Here is a 13,919-nt window from a genome sequence, read left to right on the forward strand (position 1 = left end):
CGCAGGTTCCCGCCGCGGCGGTATGTCCTCGTGCAGGCCGCCGCTGCGTTCATGGCGCAGGATCTGCGGTGTGGAGAGGCAGGCCCTTGCGGCGCAGATGGCAGGCATGGGCTTGCTCCAGTTTGGCGGCGCAATCGAGGGCCTGGCGCCCCAGCGTGTGCAGCAGGCTCACCTGCATGTTGAGCACCACGCGCTCCACCTCCATCGCGTAGAGGTCGTCGACCAGGCTGTCCGGCGTTGCCGGGTTCTCCATCAGGCCTTGCCAGAGCGCCACGCCCATCGCCGAGCGATCGTGGCTGCGCCAGCGCAAAAACCGCGTGCCTGCGCCAGTGGTCTGCTGGGCCATCTGGGCCGGCAGCAGCAGGAAGGGGTACCGGCTTGCCTGCGCCAGCACGCGCTGCTGCGCCAAGGCGGCGAGATCGTCCCGCAGCGCGTGGCACTCGCTGGCCCAGTGCGCCAAAGGTCCCTTACCTTTAAAAGGCTGTAAAAGGCCTTTTAGAGAGGCAGCCTGTCGCAGATTACGGAAGTCCGCCTGTTCCAGGGGCACGAAGCGGCGGCCTGGTGCGCTGGTGTGTGATGCGTGGGTCATGCCGGTGTGCCCCCACCATCCTCGCCGTCCGATACGGTCGACGGACTGGCGTCGTCGCCGCTTGGCAGAGCGCGGCCATCGCCCTCGATGGCGAACGCGCCGTCGTCGCCATCGCCATCGCTGTCATTGTTGACTTTGCTGCGCGCGGTCGCCGCCAGCGACGAGCGCCGCACGATCGGTGGCGCATAGCGGGAGCGGCGCGTGCCTTCGAGCACCTCTTGCGGCAGTTCGCCGAATTTCTCCAGCGCCGCGCGGGCAGCGGCGTTCTTGGCGGCGAAGTCGTCGCGCGTACAGCCGGAGTAGCGGTACTGCTGCGCCAAGGAAAAAAGGCTGCGCAGGGCATGAGCGCCCTCGTTGAGCCAGCGCTCCAGGGTCGAGCGGTCGATGAGCGCCGTGTGGTGCGCCAGGATCAGCTTGCGCGCCAGCTCGTCGTAGTCGGCCAGCAGGTACACCGCCATGAAGCCGAGTTGCGCGTTGACGAACAGGGGCAGCCGGATGGGCTGCACGTTGAGGTTGTCGCCCAGCGACAGGGCGGGCGGTACGTCGGCGAGGGCGCTGTCCACCTGTTCGCGCAATTGCCGCAGGGCGATGTCGGTCTGCGCGAGCTTCTCCTCGATGCGCAGCATCCACCAGTCCGAATACGGATCGTCCTGCTCCGCGCCGCGCTTCATCTTGTTCATGACGGCGATGTAGCCGTTGAGGCCGACGATGCCGGGCCGTCCTTCGGCGGCGGCGCGGCCATGCCAGATGCGGGAGGCGTGGTGGGTGTGCAGCGTCAGCGACATCGCGCTGCGCAACGATCCGAGATTGAGCTGCAGAGCAGGGGACTGGGGGGATTCGGCCATGGGACGACTCGCTGGGGGATGTACGAGCCGCCAGCGTCGTCGTTGCAAGGGAAGGCTGTCCGTGAACAAAACGCAGCCCATGGCCGCCTGTTTTGCACGGCTGCTGGCGATGCTTGGCGCGTGCGAATTCGCGCATGCCTGCGTGTGGACGTCAGCGCCTTGGTGGCAGGGAAGGCTCCCTGTTGCGCCTATACCCTGGGTCTAGCGCCATGGACGGCCTGGAATGTCTGCGGACCCCGCGCGGGTCGTGCGCGATCCCCCGTAGCGCTTGCGCGTCGCCCTACGCCGCAGGAAGGCGGTGTGTTCCGTTGATACCCGGGGTCTAATTCCGCCAAGTGCCATGGCGTTCCGCTCATGGGCTGCGCAGAATGGCCCGCAGCCGGTCCAGATGGGCCTGTACCACCTCGCGGCTCGCAGGCCTGGGAGCCGCAGGGGGCGGTGGTGCCGCCGGTGGTGATGGCGCGGTCGCAGGCGCGCCGCCGTCGGTGCCGCCCCTGGCACCGGCCCAGGCGTTGAATTCGCCGCGAAGCGCTTTCTGGATGATGCCGAACAGGTAGCCCGCCGGGTTGCGCACCGCACTGTCCCGACAGCGCGCCGCCCACTCGTCGACCACCGCCTGGCGCTGCGCCGCCGGCACCTGTTCCAGGGCCACCAGCGCACCGGCTTGCTGCTCGTCCTTCAAGCGGAGAAACAACGCGGGCAGGCGTAGGTCCGTGCGCGCCTGCACCCGCGGTACCGTACGTATTTCTGAGAGAGAACTACTACGTACGGTACGGTCCTGCTTCGGATTCCGAAGGGGGGCCTGCGACGCGGTTTGGCGACCGGCTTCGGAATCCGAAGCGGGGGCGTCGGCCATCCGAAGGCGGTCGTCGACACCGCCTTCGGATTCGTGGGAGGGCGCCTCCTGTGGACAAGTTTCTGTGCCGTGCAAGGCGTCCATCCCGCCACACGCCAGCCGATCGGCAAGCACTTGCAGCCGCGTGGGCAGCACGCGTCCGTTGAGCAACGGGTCCTCGGCGATTTCCTGCAGCGTGTGCAGGCCGACCTGCTGCACGGCCTTGCTGGCGTGCGTCAGGGCCTGGCTGACGAGGCCGAGGTAGCCAGCGTCCAGTTGCATCGCCTCGAACGGCGTGAGCGGTTCATCGTGGAGCACGTACAGGTTGCCCAGGATGCGCCCGGTGCGCGGGTCGCGTCGGCGGCGCACCAGGCTCAGCCAGCGCGTGAGCCGCAGCAGCGTGAGCGCGCGCGCGACGGTTTCTGTCGAGGCCTTGGGTCCGCAGGGCATGGCCGACAGGTAGGGGCGCAGCTGCTCGTAGGTGGGCAATGCGGTGAGTCCATCGCCTTGCAACTGCAACCGGAACACCTGCCACGCATTGCGCTCCAGCGGCGTGAGCCGTCGGTCCAGGAAGAGCGCGCGGGGGACGCTCTCCTGGCGGTTGCCGCTGTAGAGGAATCCGTCCTGAAACGCGGGTACGGACGGCGCGGCGGGAGGGGCTGGCAGGGCTGCATCAGGTGCACCGGCCTGGACCTGCCGCCAGGCGTCATCGAGCACGGCCGAGAGCGGGCGCGGACCGGCCGGCCGGGGCGTCCCCGACGTCGCCATGGCCCTACACCAGTCCTTGCGCGATCCAGCCCTGTATCGCAGCCCACACGACCGACAGCGGGAGGTCCATGTTCTGGGCCAGGTCCATTGCCAGGTCGAGCATCGCCATGTCGTCTTTGAGCGCGACGCCTTGCTCGCGCGCAGCGGTGCGCCAGCGCGCCCACAGGTCGGCATCCTGCGCCTCGCTCAGTACGGGGTGGCGTCCCTTGCGTTTGGGCAGCCCGAGGATCTCGCGGCGCAGTGCCACTTCCTGGTGCGACAGGCCGTAGAAGGTGCTGACCATCTCCGTGCTCGCGCCCAGGCGCAGCATGCGGTCCACCGTGGAGATCTCACGCTCTACATCCTGCACCTGGCCGAGCAGCCGCCGTACGACCTCGCGGTTGACCGTGACCGAGCACCACGATACTGACGCGTTGAGCAGCACGCTCACCAAGTCGGGCCGCTTGAGCGCGGCCAGCTCGGCATCACCGAAGCCCATGGACCGGGCGCGGCGCAGCTGGCCGTTGCGCAGGTCGTGCAATGCTTGGGCGATCACTGCCTGGTTGAGCGGGTGGGGTGCGGTCATGGCAGCAGGCCGGTCAGGTGGGCATGGCGTCGGCGCCGGCCCCTATTTCGGCCAGCCGGCGTGCCAGCCGCAGCAAGCGAAACAGCTTCACCAGGCCGCTGTCGCTGAGCCGCGGCGTGGTGCCGTGGGGGCGCAGCAGGGGCGTCAGTGCCTCGGCCAGCGTACAAGGCGCGGCAGGGGCTGCTGGTCCCGTGTAACCCACCTCCAGCGCATGCAGCAGCGCGAGCATGGCGTGGGCCAGGGGCGCCACCGCAGCGGGGTCTTCGTCGCATGCGAACCCCAGTGCGTAATCGGTGGCGGCGATGCGGTCGGCCGCACCGCCTTCGGCAGCGATCTCGCGCGCGAACTGTGCGATGTGCACGCGCAGGCGATCGGGGGTGTCCAGTCCGGGATCGATGTGCCAGACGTCCGAGATCGGGTACAGGCCACCGGCCTGCACGGGAATCGCCTGCACGACGTTGTCGGCGAAGGAGGGCGATGCTTCGCCGTGGTGGTCGGCAACCAGCTTCTGCAGGGATTGCAGGCGCTCGGTGCTCGCGGCAGGGGAGACGACGTGCTCTTGCACGCGCGCCGCCATCGGATCCGGCGTGTCGCGGGGCGAGGCAGGTGCGGCATGCTCCGCATCCCGTGCGCCGGCGGCGCGCGGAGTGGGGTCGGATGGCGCGCGGGGTGTTGCAGGGGGCGTTGCAGGGCGTGTGGAGGCCGCTGCCTGCGATGCAGTCGCTGCCACGCCGCCCGGGCTCGGTAACGGGGCCGGCACACTCAGCAGGGCCCGCTGGCGGCTCTCCACACCGGCGATGTCCAGGGCCAGCGTGTCGTAGTCCGCCTCCAGCCACTGCGCCATCTGTCCGATCAACTCGTCCTGCACACGCTCGTAGGAAAACCCATCGGGCATTGCATCGAACCCCGAAAGCACCTCCTGGAACAGGTCCGCGAAGTCCATCGTCGGCGCCTGCGCCGCCGTACGCTGCGCCCAGGCGTGCTCGCCGGCCTTGCGCAGCAGTGACAGCCGCTCGACCTGATGGCGCCCCAGGCCGGCGTAGAGGACCGAGGGAATCGCGGGCAGCAGGTATTGCACGGCATCGCGCATGCGGCTGATGTGGGGCTGTGGCACGGGGTAGCCATCGGCCGCCAGGCGCCGCGCCAGCTCCGCCTGCGTCATCGCCTTGCCGCCATTTTCCTGTTCGTAGAGTTCGCGGGCCTTCTCCACGCCGAGCGCCCGCTCGATGAAGGTCAGGCTCCCATGCAGCTCGTTTTCGGCCAGGTGGCCGGTGAGGGCGATGATTTCGCCCCGGGCCGGCCACGGCCGGAACAGGCAGGGGATGCGGAAGAACCGTTCGTCCTTGGTCTCGGCCCACAGCTCGCGCAGGATCGCCAAGCGCGTGTTGCCGCCGTTGCGGATGGTGTAGTGAGCCTCGCCGGGCCGGCGCGTGATCGCGGGCGCCGCATCGAGTCCGCGCTCGCGGATGGAGGACTTGATCTCGGCGTAGAGCGGATTGACCGTGACGCGCGGGTTCAGGTCGTAGGGGCGCAATTGGTCCAGCGTCACCACCATCGGCGTGTCGGCGATGGGGTCAGTCAGCGCCGAAGTGGCCGGTCCCGTGCGATGAAACGCCTGTGCCAGCAAATGGTCGGCAAGGCCGGAGTCCTGGCGGGTGGCCATCACGGCCCCGTCTCGCGCGCGTGCACTGCGCGACACCGGCAGCTTGCGGTGCCTTGCCGCACTCGCGGCAGTGTGCCGAAGCTGGAGGGCGCGCCCAGAAGGATGCAAGGCATGCCGCGTTTGCACAGGCATCGGGATGCGTCCGAGCGAATCACGAGCTCCCAGCCCTCGGCTTGGGCGAAAGCAATCAAGCGGCGCAGGGCGTGCCGCATGGAGCGCAGATCAGGCAGGGAGGACATATGGAAATTTCCCGGAGACCCGTAGGAAGCGCTCGCGCCACTGCGGAAACAACTCGCTGGCCAGCGCGCACTGGCTTTCCAGGGCAGCCGGTGCGGCGCGGCCGTTCGGGCGCCGGTACTCCATGCGGTGGACAGGAAGGCCGCGCAATGCCGCCCGTGGATAGGCCTCGATCGCCGGGATCGGCGTTTCCAGGATCTGGATGCCGGAGCGTTGCTGGAAGACTTCGCGCAACGCTTGCTGGATCTGACGCGCATCCGCGGAGACGGGGTGTATGCGGTTGATGAGCAGGCGTAGGGGCGGCGGCTCGATGCCCAGACGCTGGTATGGAGCGATCTCCTGCATCAGTTGCAGGGTGCCGCGCTGCAGTTCGCGCGCCGCCAGGATCTCAGGGGTGACCGGGGAGAGGGACAGGTCTGATGCCAGCACCGCCATCTCCAGCAGCACGCTGCGTGCGCCCTGCGTGTCGATCAGCAGCAGGTCGTATTGCTCCTGGAACGCGGGCAGCAGGTTGCGCAGTCGAAGCCGCCCGTCTGCGGCATGCAGCAGCAAGGTGTTCAACTGGCCTTGGCCATCGTTGGACACGATGATGTCCAACCGCTCGATCGACGAGCGTGAGGCCAGCTGCCCGAGGTTGCGCTCGTTCCAGGCCAGCAGCTCGTAAATGCCGCCCGGCGCGCGATGGGTGAGCGTGAAGTAGCTCGACAGCGTGGGTTGGATATCCAGGTCGAGCAGCAGCACTCGCAGGCCGGCATCGGCGGCGAAGCCACCCAAATTCGCGGCGGTCGTGGTCTTGCCGACACCACCTTTGGTCGAGATGATCGACACCACCTTCATGCCCAGGACCTCCGTTCGGCATGCAAAAGCGCGGGGGCAAGGCGCGTCATGCGCGCTCCCGGTCGGCGAGCCATTGGTCGATCTCCGCTTCGTACCAACCGACCGCGCGCACGCCCAGACGCACCCGCTGAGGAAACTTCTTGGCCTTCATCAGGCCGTAGATGTGCGCCCGTTTGATTCCGGTCCGGGCTTCGACCTGTGACCGGCGCAGGATGCGGCGGTTGGAGGGCGTGTCGGGGGATGGGTTTTGCAAAGACATGGTGGCCATTCCTGACGCTCGCTGGCGTTGTTCGGACAGGTGGCCAGTGGAATCCGAATCAGTCCCTTTGGACACCGTAAATGCGGTTTTCCCGACCGCACATACGGTCTTGCGCTGGTGGTGGCTGACGTGTGTTGACCTGGCGCTTGGCGCGCGCGAATTTGCCTTGCAGCGTGCGTTCGGTCAGTCCCATCAACCCGCCGTTGTGGGCCACCAGAGCGCTGATCACGGCCTCCTGGGTGCGGAAGTTGGAGTACGGTTTTCCCGAGGGGGACTTGCCCAGCAACAAGTCCATGAGCGCGCCAATGATGTTCAGGTAGGTCGTTTCCGCGCGATCACTGAGCGGCGACGCTGGTGACTGGGGCGCTGGGGCCGCAGCTTGCCGCGACAGTAGCGCCTCATAGCGCGCTTGCAGGGACCGGGTCTGCTGTTGGCACTGGCGCAAAAGTGCATGCGTTGCGGCCTGTTCCGCCAGCATCGCCTGGCCGGCTTCCACGGTGATGATCGGATGGGCGGCACGCTCCGCTGCGGAGAAGAGAAAGCGCGGCCGTTGTCCGGGATAGCAGCGCTGCATCCATTGGCGAAGATCAGTGTGCCGCACGGTCAGGCCTTCCAGATCGAAGTGCAAGGGCACCCCGGTTGTGGGCGTCGCACGGCGGGCGGTTAGGCCGTTGTATCCATACGCCAGTTCCTCGTTGAGGATGCCGTCGTAGATGCGTTCGGCATTCAAACTCAGCGTGGGCCAGCGGGGGAAATCATGGAGGGTGGGAGTCTGTCGATGCCCAAGGACATCCAGGATCATGGCTTCGTGGCGGTGCAGGCCACTCCATCGGATGGCCGCTTCGATCGGGCGGTAATACACTTTGCATAATGGGCTTGATCGGGCTTCGTTTCTCGAGAGCATCTGTCGCAACTCCATTGCGAACTCCTGCTTCCCCCTGTCGCGCGTGATCTGTCCTTCAGCTTTCCATGGCAAGGTGGTCCCTGGCGGATGCGCGCTCGAGTGCTGGATCAGGACCTGTGCCCGTTCCATCCATCCGCATTGTTGGTAGGAGTCCGAACTACGGGAAAAACGCTGTATTGCAGCGCGGGTGGTACCGGGAACGCGTGTTGTTCTTGCCGGCACGCGATGCCTCCCGCATCGCACGTGCTGTTTTGTTCCGCCAGATAGAATCTATGTTGGTCATCGCCGGGTAAATCCCCCCGCAGTAGGTGTCATGTAACGCGCTGTGTGGCTTCTTGATCGCCGCTATCAGCGACGATCGAGTGGGGCTGCGCATGTGCTTACCAACGTACGCCCTCCAGGGGATTCCAGCTGGTACTGCCCTTGATCTTATGAAGGTAGTAGCCGTAGTTGGCGGTCATGCCCACCAATAGGGCATATGCAAAGCTGAAGGCACGCAGCACGTATTCCGGCAGGAAAGCGCAGATGAAGCCCACCACGAACGACACGCCGATCAGGACCAGCGCCTTGCGCCACATGCCCAGAACGAAGTAGTAGATGAATCCGAAGAAGAACGCATAGAAATTCATGTTGAGCTTGATCTTCTGGCCCAACGACAACGTGCTGGACCGCATCGCTGCTTTGAAGGTGGAGGATTTCGGCTCGCCGTAGCGGTCATAGAAATCGAATCGAAACTGCCATTTGGGGCTGTATTGCGAATAGTCCTGGGCCATATCGTTCATCGGTGCGTGTCCTGCGGATGGAATGGGTTGGGTGGTGTCGTGCAAGGCGGCGCCGGCCCGCGTGCTAGCGCATCAGCCTTGCAAGCCACCCTTTCTTGGGCTGTGCCAGTTGTTGGGCCAGCACGTAGTTCTCGCGCACATCCGGCCTGTCGTCATGGGCGAGCGATGCCTCATAGGCGCAGACTGCGGCAGGAAAGTCGCCCGCATCGAAATGGCTGTTGGCCAGCATCATGTGCAGCTGCGCCACCGACTGCGGGTCGTCGCGTGTGATCGCATCGGTGATCCGTTCCGAGGCGCGTCGGCCTGCTGCCAGCGTGGCCTGCACATCCTTCAGCACGTAGTGGCAGTTGGCCTGGTAGTAGCAGGTGTAGAAGTCCAGATAGCCACTGTGCTCTATGGCGTTGTAGTCCTGCAACGCCTGCAGCGGGTCGTTCAAGTGATACAGCAGCAGGTAGCCGCGCGCACCGAGTGCATTGCGAAACACCCGGGCATTCTGGGCCGCGGCGGCATCGTGCACCAAGCTGCCGTAGGAAGCGAGCGCCTGTGCATAGGCCTGCCGGTTCACCAGCAGACTGCAATGTGCCAAGCGCAGTTCAAGATCCTGCGGACTGTCCTGCAATGCCTTCTCGATCAATTCCTCGTCCATCGCCGATGGGGATGTGTCGCCGAGTTGCGATGCAGCCGGTGCCCGATGCACCGACAGCTTGGCGTAAATGGCCAGGCACTCTTGCTGCATGTCCTCCGGCAACGACTGGTAGGTCTCATCGGCTGCGTCGATGATCTGCAACACGTCCTCGCTCTGGCCGATGCGGTTGAGGTAGCTGCAGGCCGTCTGCGCACAATCGAAGAACAGGGCTGGTTCCAGCTCGTAATGCTGCAGCAGCGTCAGCGAACTGTCGGCCGCTTCCTTGGCCATGCCGAGGTGGCGATAGGTGTCGCGCAGGTTCTGGCGCAGATACTGAAACTCGCTGTGCTCCAGGCCCTGTTGAATCAGTTTCAAGGCGTCTTCGTGCCGGCCCTGGGCGTTATACAGCTGACCCAGGTTGTTGCAGCACATCGCGAACGTATGGCCGTCGGCATTGAAGAAATTGCCTTCGTGGTGGACCAGGCAGAGGGCATACAGGGCGCTGCAGCGCTCGTACAGCGCGACTTGAATGGCTGCGATGTACGCTGCATCGGCCGCGTCATCGATGTCGGCCAGCCATTTGCCCAAGGTCACGCCAGCGCGGTAGTAATTGCTCGCCTCGTCGTCGCGCAGGTCCAATGGCAGCTCCCGGAAGCTGCGGCCTTCGGGACGCCGTGCCATCTCGAACAGGCGCACCTGCAGGTCGACCTGCGGCTGCAATGCATTCGATTGTCGATAGGCCGCAATGGCGCGCGGATGGTCGCCCATCCAGTAGCACGCACTGCCCGCCAGGCGATGCGCCAACGCATTGCCTGGTGCGAGATCGATCGCTTTCTGTGCCCACTCCCTTGTGCTGTGCAGGGCAGTTGCCCGGTTGGCGATGAACTGGTCGCTGCAATCGAGATAGATCGAGCATTGCATCAGCCAGGGCCACTCGGCGCCCTCGCCGCGCTCGGCGGCAGCGCGGCACTGCTGAAAGACCGCCGCAATCGTCTCGTCTTCCAGGTGGCTGAACACCGTGCTGCCAGACCACAGCCGGCACAGGTGCGCGTAATCGCCGCGGGCAAGCGCTTCCTGGCCGGCTTGGATCAGTGCGTCCATTGGGCAGTCCTCTGCTGGAAGGCCGGCGGTTGGACACGTGTGAAAGAGAGGAGACGGTGCTCGGCGCGAATTTCACTGTTCATGCGATGGTCTGTAAGAAGTCTTGAACGTGTTTCGTCAATCGACAGGTCCCCATGCCACGGCATCGGCCGTGCATCCAGATCGGCATGGGGTGTGAGCAGCAGGTAGGCGCATCGCATGAGGACCGGCACCCGCTGCGTGGGCGCCGGTCTCCGGTGCCTGACTCAGGCGCGGCCGAGGCTGACGTCAGGGCGTCCGTTGGCGAAAAACGCGCTGGCCGCCGGGCGCAGCAGGAAGAACACCACCACCGCAAACAGAATCGCCCCGGGAATCAGCGCCAGCTTCATGGGCGATGTCGCGAATCCGATCACCAACCCGATGACGCCCCAGCCGATGTAGAGCGTTCGTCCCCAGGCCTTGCCCTTGAGAAAGGCGAGGGCGCAGACCAGCTGCACGGCCATGCCCAAATAGCCGATCGCATACTGAAGCCACAGGGGCAGAACGCCCTGGCGCATGATGTTTTCTGCTGCGGGGTTTCCGTGGGCCATCACGAAAGAGGCGACCGACAGCACGCAAGAGACGATCAACAGCCAGGCAATCACGGTGAGGGAGGTGGGACGGGGTGCTTTCATTTCCTTTCCTTGGGGTGGTGTGAACGAACGCCCATTGGGGCGGGTGGTGCGGGAGGCGTTGCGTCGGGTTGCACTCGGCCGGTGCGGAGCGATCGTCCCGGGCAACGTCACTGCTCGGGTGGCGGCCTAGTAGAGCGGCGTGCCACCGAACTTCTGGGTGTACTGGAGAGTCAATCGCCGTCCGGTCGTGTCGAACCAGGACGTGTCGTAATACGGGTAGACGGTCGCGCTGCGGTCCACCGGCGGCATCGCATCGAAGAGGTTCGTCGCGGCGAGCGACACTTGCGCACGCGCGTTGAAGCGGTACTGCAGCGTGCCGTTGAAGCGGTAGGTCGCAGCGATCCAGGGGCTGGCTCCGCTGCCTGCTTGGTAAATCTCCAGGGACGAGTCCTCACTTGGGAGGCGTCCCAGGCGCTGGCCCTGCAGGCTGGCGGCCCACGCATTGCGGGACCAGAGCAGGGTGGCGTTGGCTTTCGTGCGCGGTGCGTCGTAGCCACTGTTGACCGCGAATGCGTCCTCTATGGCGCCACCGCCTTGGAGCTGGATCCGGTGCTGGTGCACCAAGGTGTAGCTGCCGATGAAATCGAGCGCTCCTGCACGCGTCTGGATCCGGTAACGCAGGCTGGCATCCACGCCGCTGGTGGTTTCCCGCGCTACATTGATCGGCGCTACGGAGACCGCATAGAGGGCACCCTCTGCGGTCCGCTCCACGCGCTCGACCGCCTGGCGGCATGCACTGGAGGCCGGGTCCCGTTGTCCGAGCCTGCAGTCGGCCTCATCGCGCAAGACGCGGTCTACGCGAAGGTCCTGCACCTGGTCGCGCATGTCGATCGAGAAATAGTCCATCGACAGGTCCAGGCCCTGCTGGGGGGACCACACCACGCCTGCGGTCCAGGCCGTGCTCGTTTCCGCCTTGAGATCCCGGTTGCCGCGGCGGCGACGCACCAGCGACTCGTCGTTGAAGCGGCACGCGGCGGTGCTGGCCTGGGCATCCTGGGTGGCACAGCGGTAGTAGTCCACGCTTGTGGCTTCGTCGTTGCCTTCGCCTGCATAGAGGTAATGCAGGTCGGGGGCACGAAAGCCTGGTCCATAGGAACCCCGCAACAGCAGGCTGTCGCGGGGGCGCCATTCCAGTCCTGCGTTCCAGGTGAAGCGACCGGGATGCCGTCCCGTGTAGCGGTACTGGTCGTAGCGGCCGGCCAGGCTGACGTTCAAGCGCTCGGTCGCCGGCAAGCGCAACTCGCTGGCCAGCGCCCAGCGATCACGGCTTCCGCTGCCATCGGCATCGCGCCAGCTGTAGTAGTAATACTGCGTCGCCAGGGGATCGGGGTGCAGGTCGTAGGACTGCCCGCCGACTTCGGCCGTCACCGACAGTGCGGCATTTCCGCCTGGAAAGGCTCCCAGCTGGGTATTCGTCAGCGTGGCCGAGAGGGTGTCCGTGCGCGAGCGCGGCGTGTACTGCGTGCGCTCCGCAATGGCCTCGTATTCGTCGCGGCGCAACGGGGCATACAGGCGAGCGGGATCGGCATCGAACATTGCGGTAGTCGAGCCGGGATCCGTGCCGGTCGGTTGCCCGAGGAACAGCCCGTTCGCACGTGCAGCCACGATGCGTGGCCAACTGATGCGTGCCCGGTACTGCGAATGGCTCAGGGTCGTTTCGTAGGACCACGCTTGGCCAAGCTGCCCCTTGATGCCGGTGGCGATGCTCAAGGTCTTTTGCCGGGTATCGATCATGTTGCGTGCCAAGCCTCCCATTTCCTCGGGGGTGAACTGGCGGCTCCAGTACTCGACCTGGCCCGTCGCACGGTTGTAGAAGTCGCCTTGCTCGTTGCCGTCGGCGTCCATGTAGGCCCAGCTGGGCACATCGCGCAGCAGCGAGACTGCGTGCGAGCCGAACTGAAGTTCGGCGAACCAGTGCGATGACGCGTCCAGCGCGTAGCGCAGCGACGCATGCGCATTGAATCCCTGGCGCCGATTCAGCACGGTGCCGTAGCCGATGGATGCGGGGCTGCCGCAGTAATAGCCGGGGCCACGCTGGCCGGTCGCTGGATCGACGGCAGCTTGCCCGGGACGCGCGCTATAGCCGGTGCTGTTGCCGTTGAGTTCCTCCAGCGGCGCGCAGACCGATTCGCCCGGATCCAGGTAGGCACCGGAGGCATCGGTGCGCAAGAAGGTGCGGCGTGGCGCAGCCGCGCGCTCGGTCGTTGCGTCGCGGGTGGAATCCTGGCGGCTGCGCTGGTAGGCCCAAAGCGGTTGTCGGGAGGTGAGCTGTAAGCCAAAAATGCCGTCGAAGGCAGCGTGCGAATAACCACTGGAAATTGCCAGTTCCAACGACTGCGCATCGCCGCGGTCCGTCTGGCCCACGTGCGCATCCACCGTGGTGCCGTCGGCGCGCTGCTTGAGGATGAAGTTGATGACGCCGGCGATGGCATCGGAGCCGTAGACGGCCGATCCACTGCCGGTCAGGACCTCGATGCGTTCGATCAGGCCCAGCGGCAGGCCGGAGACATCGGCGAAGTTGCTGCGCCCCATGAAAGGCATCGGGAAGTCCGCGATGCGTTGCCCGTTCACCAACACCAGCGTGTGGTTCGGTCCCAGGCCCCGCAGATCCACCTGCTGCGATCCCGGACTGTAGTCGGCGTTGCCGAGAGACTGCTCGCTCTGTGTCTGGCCGATGTTCTGGGTCATGGCGCGCAGCACCTGCGGCACGGTACTGAAGCCGCCGGCCTGGATCTGCTCGGCGGTGATGACCGCAAGCGGTGCCGGTCCTTCGACCTGTGAGCGGGCAATGCGCGAGCCGGTGACCTTGATCGCCTGCAGCGCGATCGGCGCCGGTGTGCGAGGGCGCGCTGCCTGCGGCCATGGCGTCGTAGCGGGTGTGCTCGCCGGTGCCGGTTGCAGCAATACCGCGCCGGAAGCATCGCGGTGCGCCATGAGGCCAGTGCCGCGGAGCAACTGTTCCAGCGCTTGGTCAGCGCCCGCTGCGCCATGGGCGCCGGGGCTGGAGACACCTTCAACCTGCTGCGGCTGGTACAGCACCTGCGTCCCGGCACGGCGCGACAGGGTGTCCAGCGCCACGCTCAGCGGGCCGGCGGGGATGTCGATCGTGGTGGGTATGGCGATTGCCTGCAGCGCGGGCACTGCACAGCAGATCAAGCCGAGCCATTGCGAGCACGCACGAAGCGACATCCGGTCCTTCTTTCCCATTCACGGCGCACCGTTGCGCCCGCTAATAAAGACGAACGAATGCGCTGTA

12 protein-coding genes are annotated in these 13,919 nt (G+C 65.9%); all 12 read right to left on the minus strand.

Annotated elements, in window-relative coordinates:
• Nucleotides 1-49: 49 nt before the first annotated feature.
• Nucleotides 50-589 carry a DUF3158 family protein gene (locus AVTE2539_RS05245; RefSeq protein WP_284408655.1) on the minus strand — a complete coding sequence of 180 codons (540 nt, stop codon included), beginning with the start codon at nucleotides 587-589 and terminating at the stop codon, nucleotides 50-52.
• The gene (locus AVTE2539_RS05250; protein WP_284408657.1) at nucleotides 586-1,434 is read right to left on the minus strand and encodes a PFL_4669 family integrating conjugative element protein; all 849 of its coding nucleotides are present in this window, start codon (nucleotides 1,432-1,434) and stop codon (nucleotides 586-588) included. Before AVTE2539_RS05250 ends, AVTE2539_RS05245 begins: the two co-directional genes overlap by 4 nt.
• Nucleotides 1,435-1,786: 352 nt before the next feature.
• Nucleotides 1,787-3,037, minus strand: a complete 1,251-nt coding sequence (locus tag AVTE2539_RS05255; protein ID WP_284408658.1) for an STY4528 family pathogenicity island replication protein — start codon at nucleotides 3,035-3,037, stop codon at nucleotides 1,787-1,789.
• Between the two features lie 4 nt (nucleotides 3,038-3,041).
• Nucleotides 3,042-3,602, minus strand: coding sequence for a DUF2857 domain-containing protein (locus tag AVTE2539_RS05260; protein ID WP_284408660.1), 561 nt, complete (start codon nucleotides 3,600-3,602; stop codon nucleotides 3,042-3,044).
• Nucleotides 3,603-3,615: 13 nt separating this feature from the next.
• Nucleotides 3,616-5,265, minus strand: coding sequence for a ParB family protein (locus AVTE2539_RS05265; protein WP_284408662.1), 1,650 nt, complete (start codon nucleotides 5,263-5,265; stop codon nucleotides 3,616-3,618).
• A gap of 222 nt (nucleotides 5,266-5,487) precedes the next feature.
• Nucleotides 5,488-6,339, minus strand: coding sequence for a ParA family protein (locus tag AVTE2539_RS05270; protein ID WP_284408664.1), 852 nt, complete (start codon nucleotides 6,337-6,339; stop codon nucleotides 5,488-5,490).
• A 46-nt stretch (nucleotides 6,340-6,385) separates the two neighbouring features.
• The gene (locus tag AVTE2539_RS05275) at nucleotides 6,386-6,598 is read right to left on the minus strand and encodes an AlpA family transcriptional regulator (protein ID WP_092741013.1); all 213 of its coding nucleotides are present in this window, start codon (nucleotides 6,596-6,598) and stop codon (nucleotides 6,386-6,388) included.
• A 58-nt stretch (nucleotides 6,599-6,656) separates the two neighbouring features.
• A complete protein-coding gene (locus AVTE2539_RS05280) occupies nucleotides 6,657-7,400 on the minus strand; it encodes a hypothetical protein (RefSeq protein ID WP_502868866.1) in 744 nt (247 codons plus the stop codon).
• A 482-nt stretch (nucleotides 7,401-7,882) separates the two neighbouring features.
• Nucleotides 7,883-8,284 carry a DUF2628 domain-containing protein gene (locus tag AVTE2539_RS05285; RefSeq protein WP_228316145.1) on the minus strand — a complete coding sequence of 134 codons (402 nt, stop codon included), beginning with the start codon at nucleotides 8,282-8,284 and terminating at the stop codon, nucleotides 7,883-7,885.
• A 64-nt stretch (nucleotides 8,285-8,348) separates the two neighbouring features.
• Nucleotides 8,349-10,010 (minus strand): tetratricopeptide repeat protein, encoded by a 1,662-nt coding sequence (locus AVTE2539_RS05290; protein ID WP_284408667.1) that lies wholly within the window; start codon nucleotides 10,008-10,010, stop codon nucleotides 8,349-8,351.
• Nucleotides 10,011-10,255: 245 nt separating this feature from the next.
• The gene (locus AVTE2539_RS05295; RefSeq protein ID WP_284408670.1) at nucleotides 10,256-10,663 is read right to left on the minus strand and encodes a hypothetical protein; all 408 of its coding nucleotides are present in this window, start codon (nucleotides 10,661-10,663) and stop codon (nucleotides 10,256-10,258) included.
• Between the two features lie 126 nt (nucleotides 10,664-10,789).
• Complete coding sequence (locus AVTE2539_RS05300) at nucleotides 10,790-13,852, minus strand: TonB-dependent receptor (protein WP_284408672.1); 3,063 nt, start codon at nucleotides 13,850-13,852, stop codon at nucleotides 10,790-10,792.
• Nucleotides 13,853-13,919 lie beyond the last annotated feature (67 nt).

Origin of the sequence: Acidovorax sp. SUPP2539 (assembly GCF_030158975.1) — a bacterium.
Lineage (GTDB): Bacteria > Pseudomonadota > Gammaproteobacteria > Burkholderiales > Burkholderiaceae_C > Paracidovorax.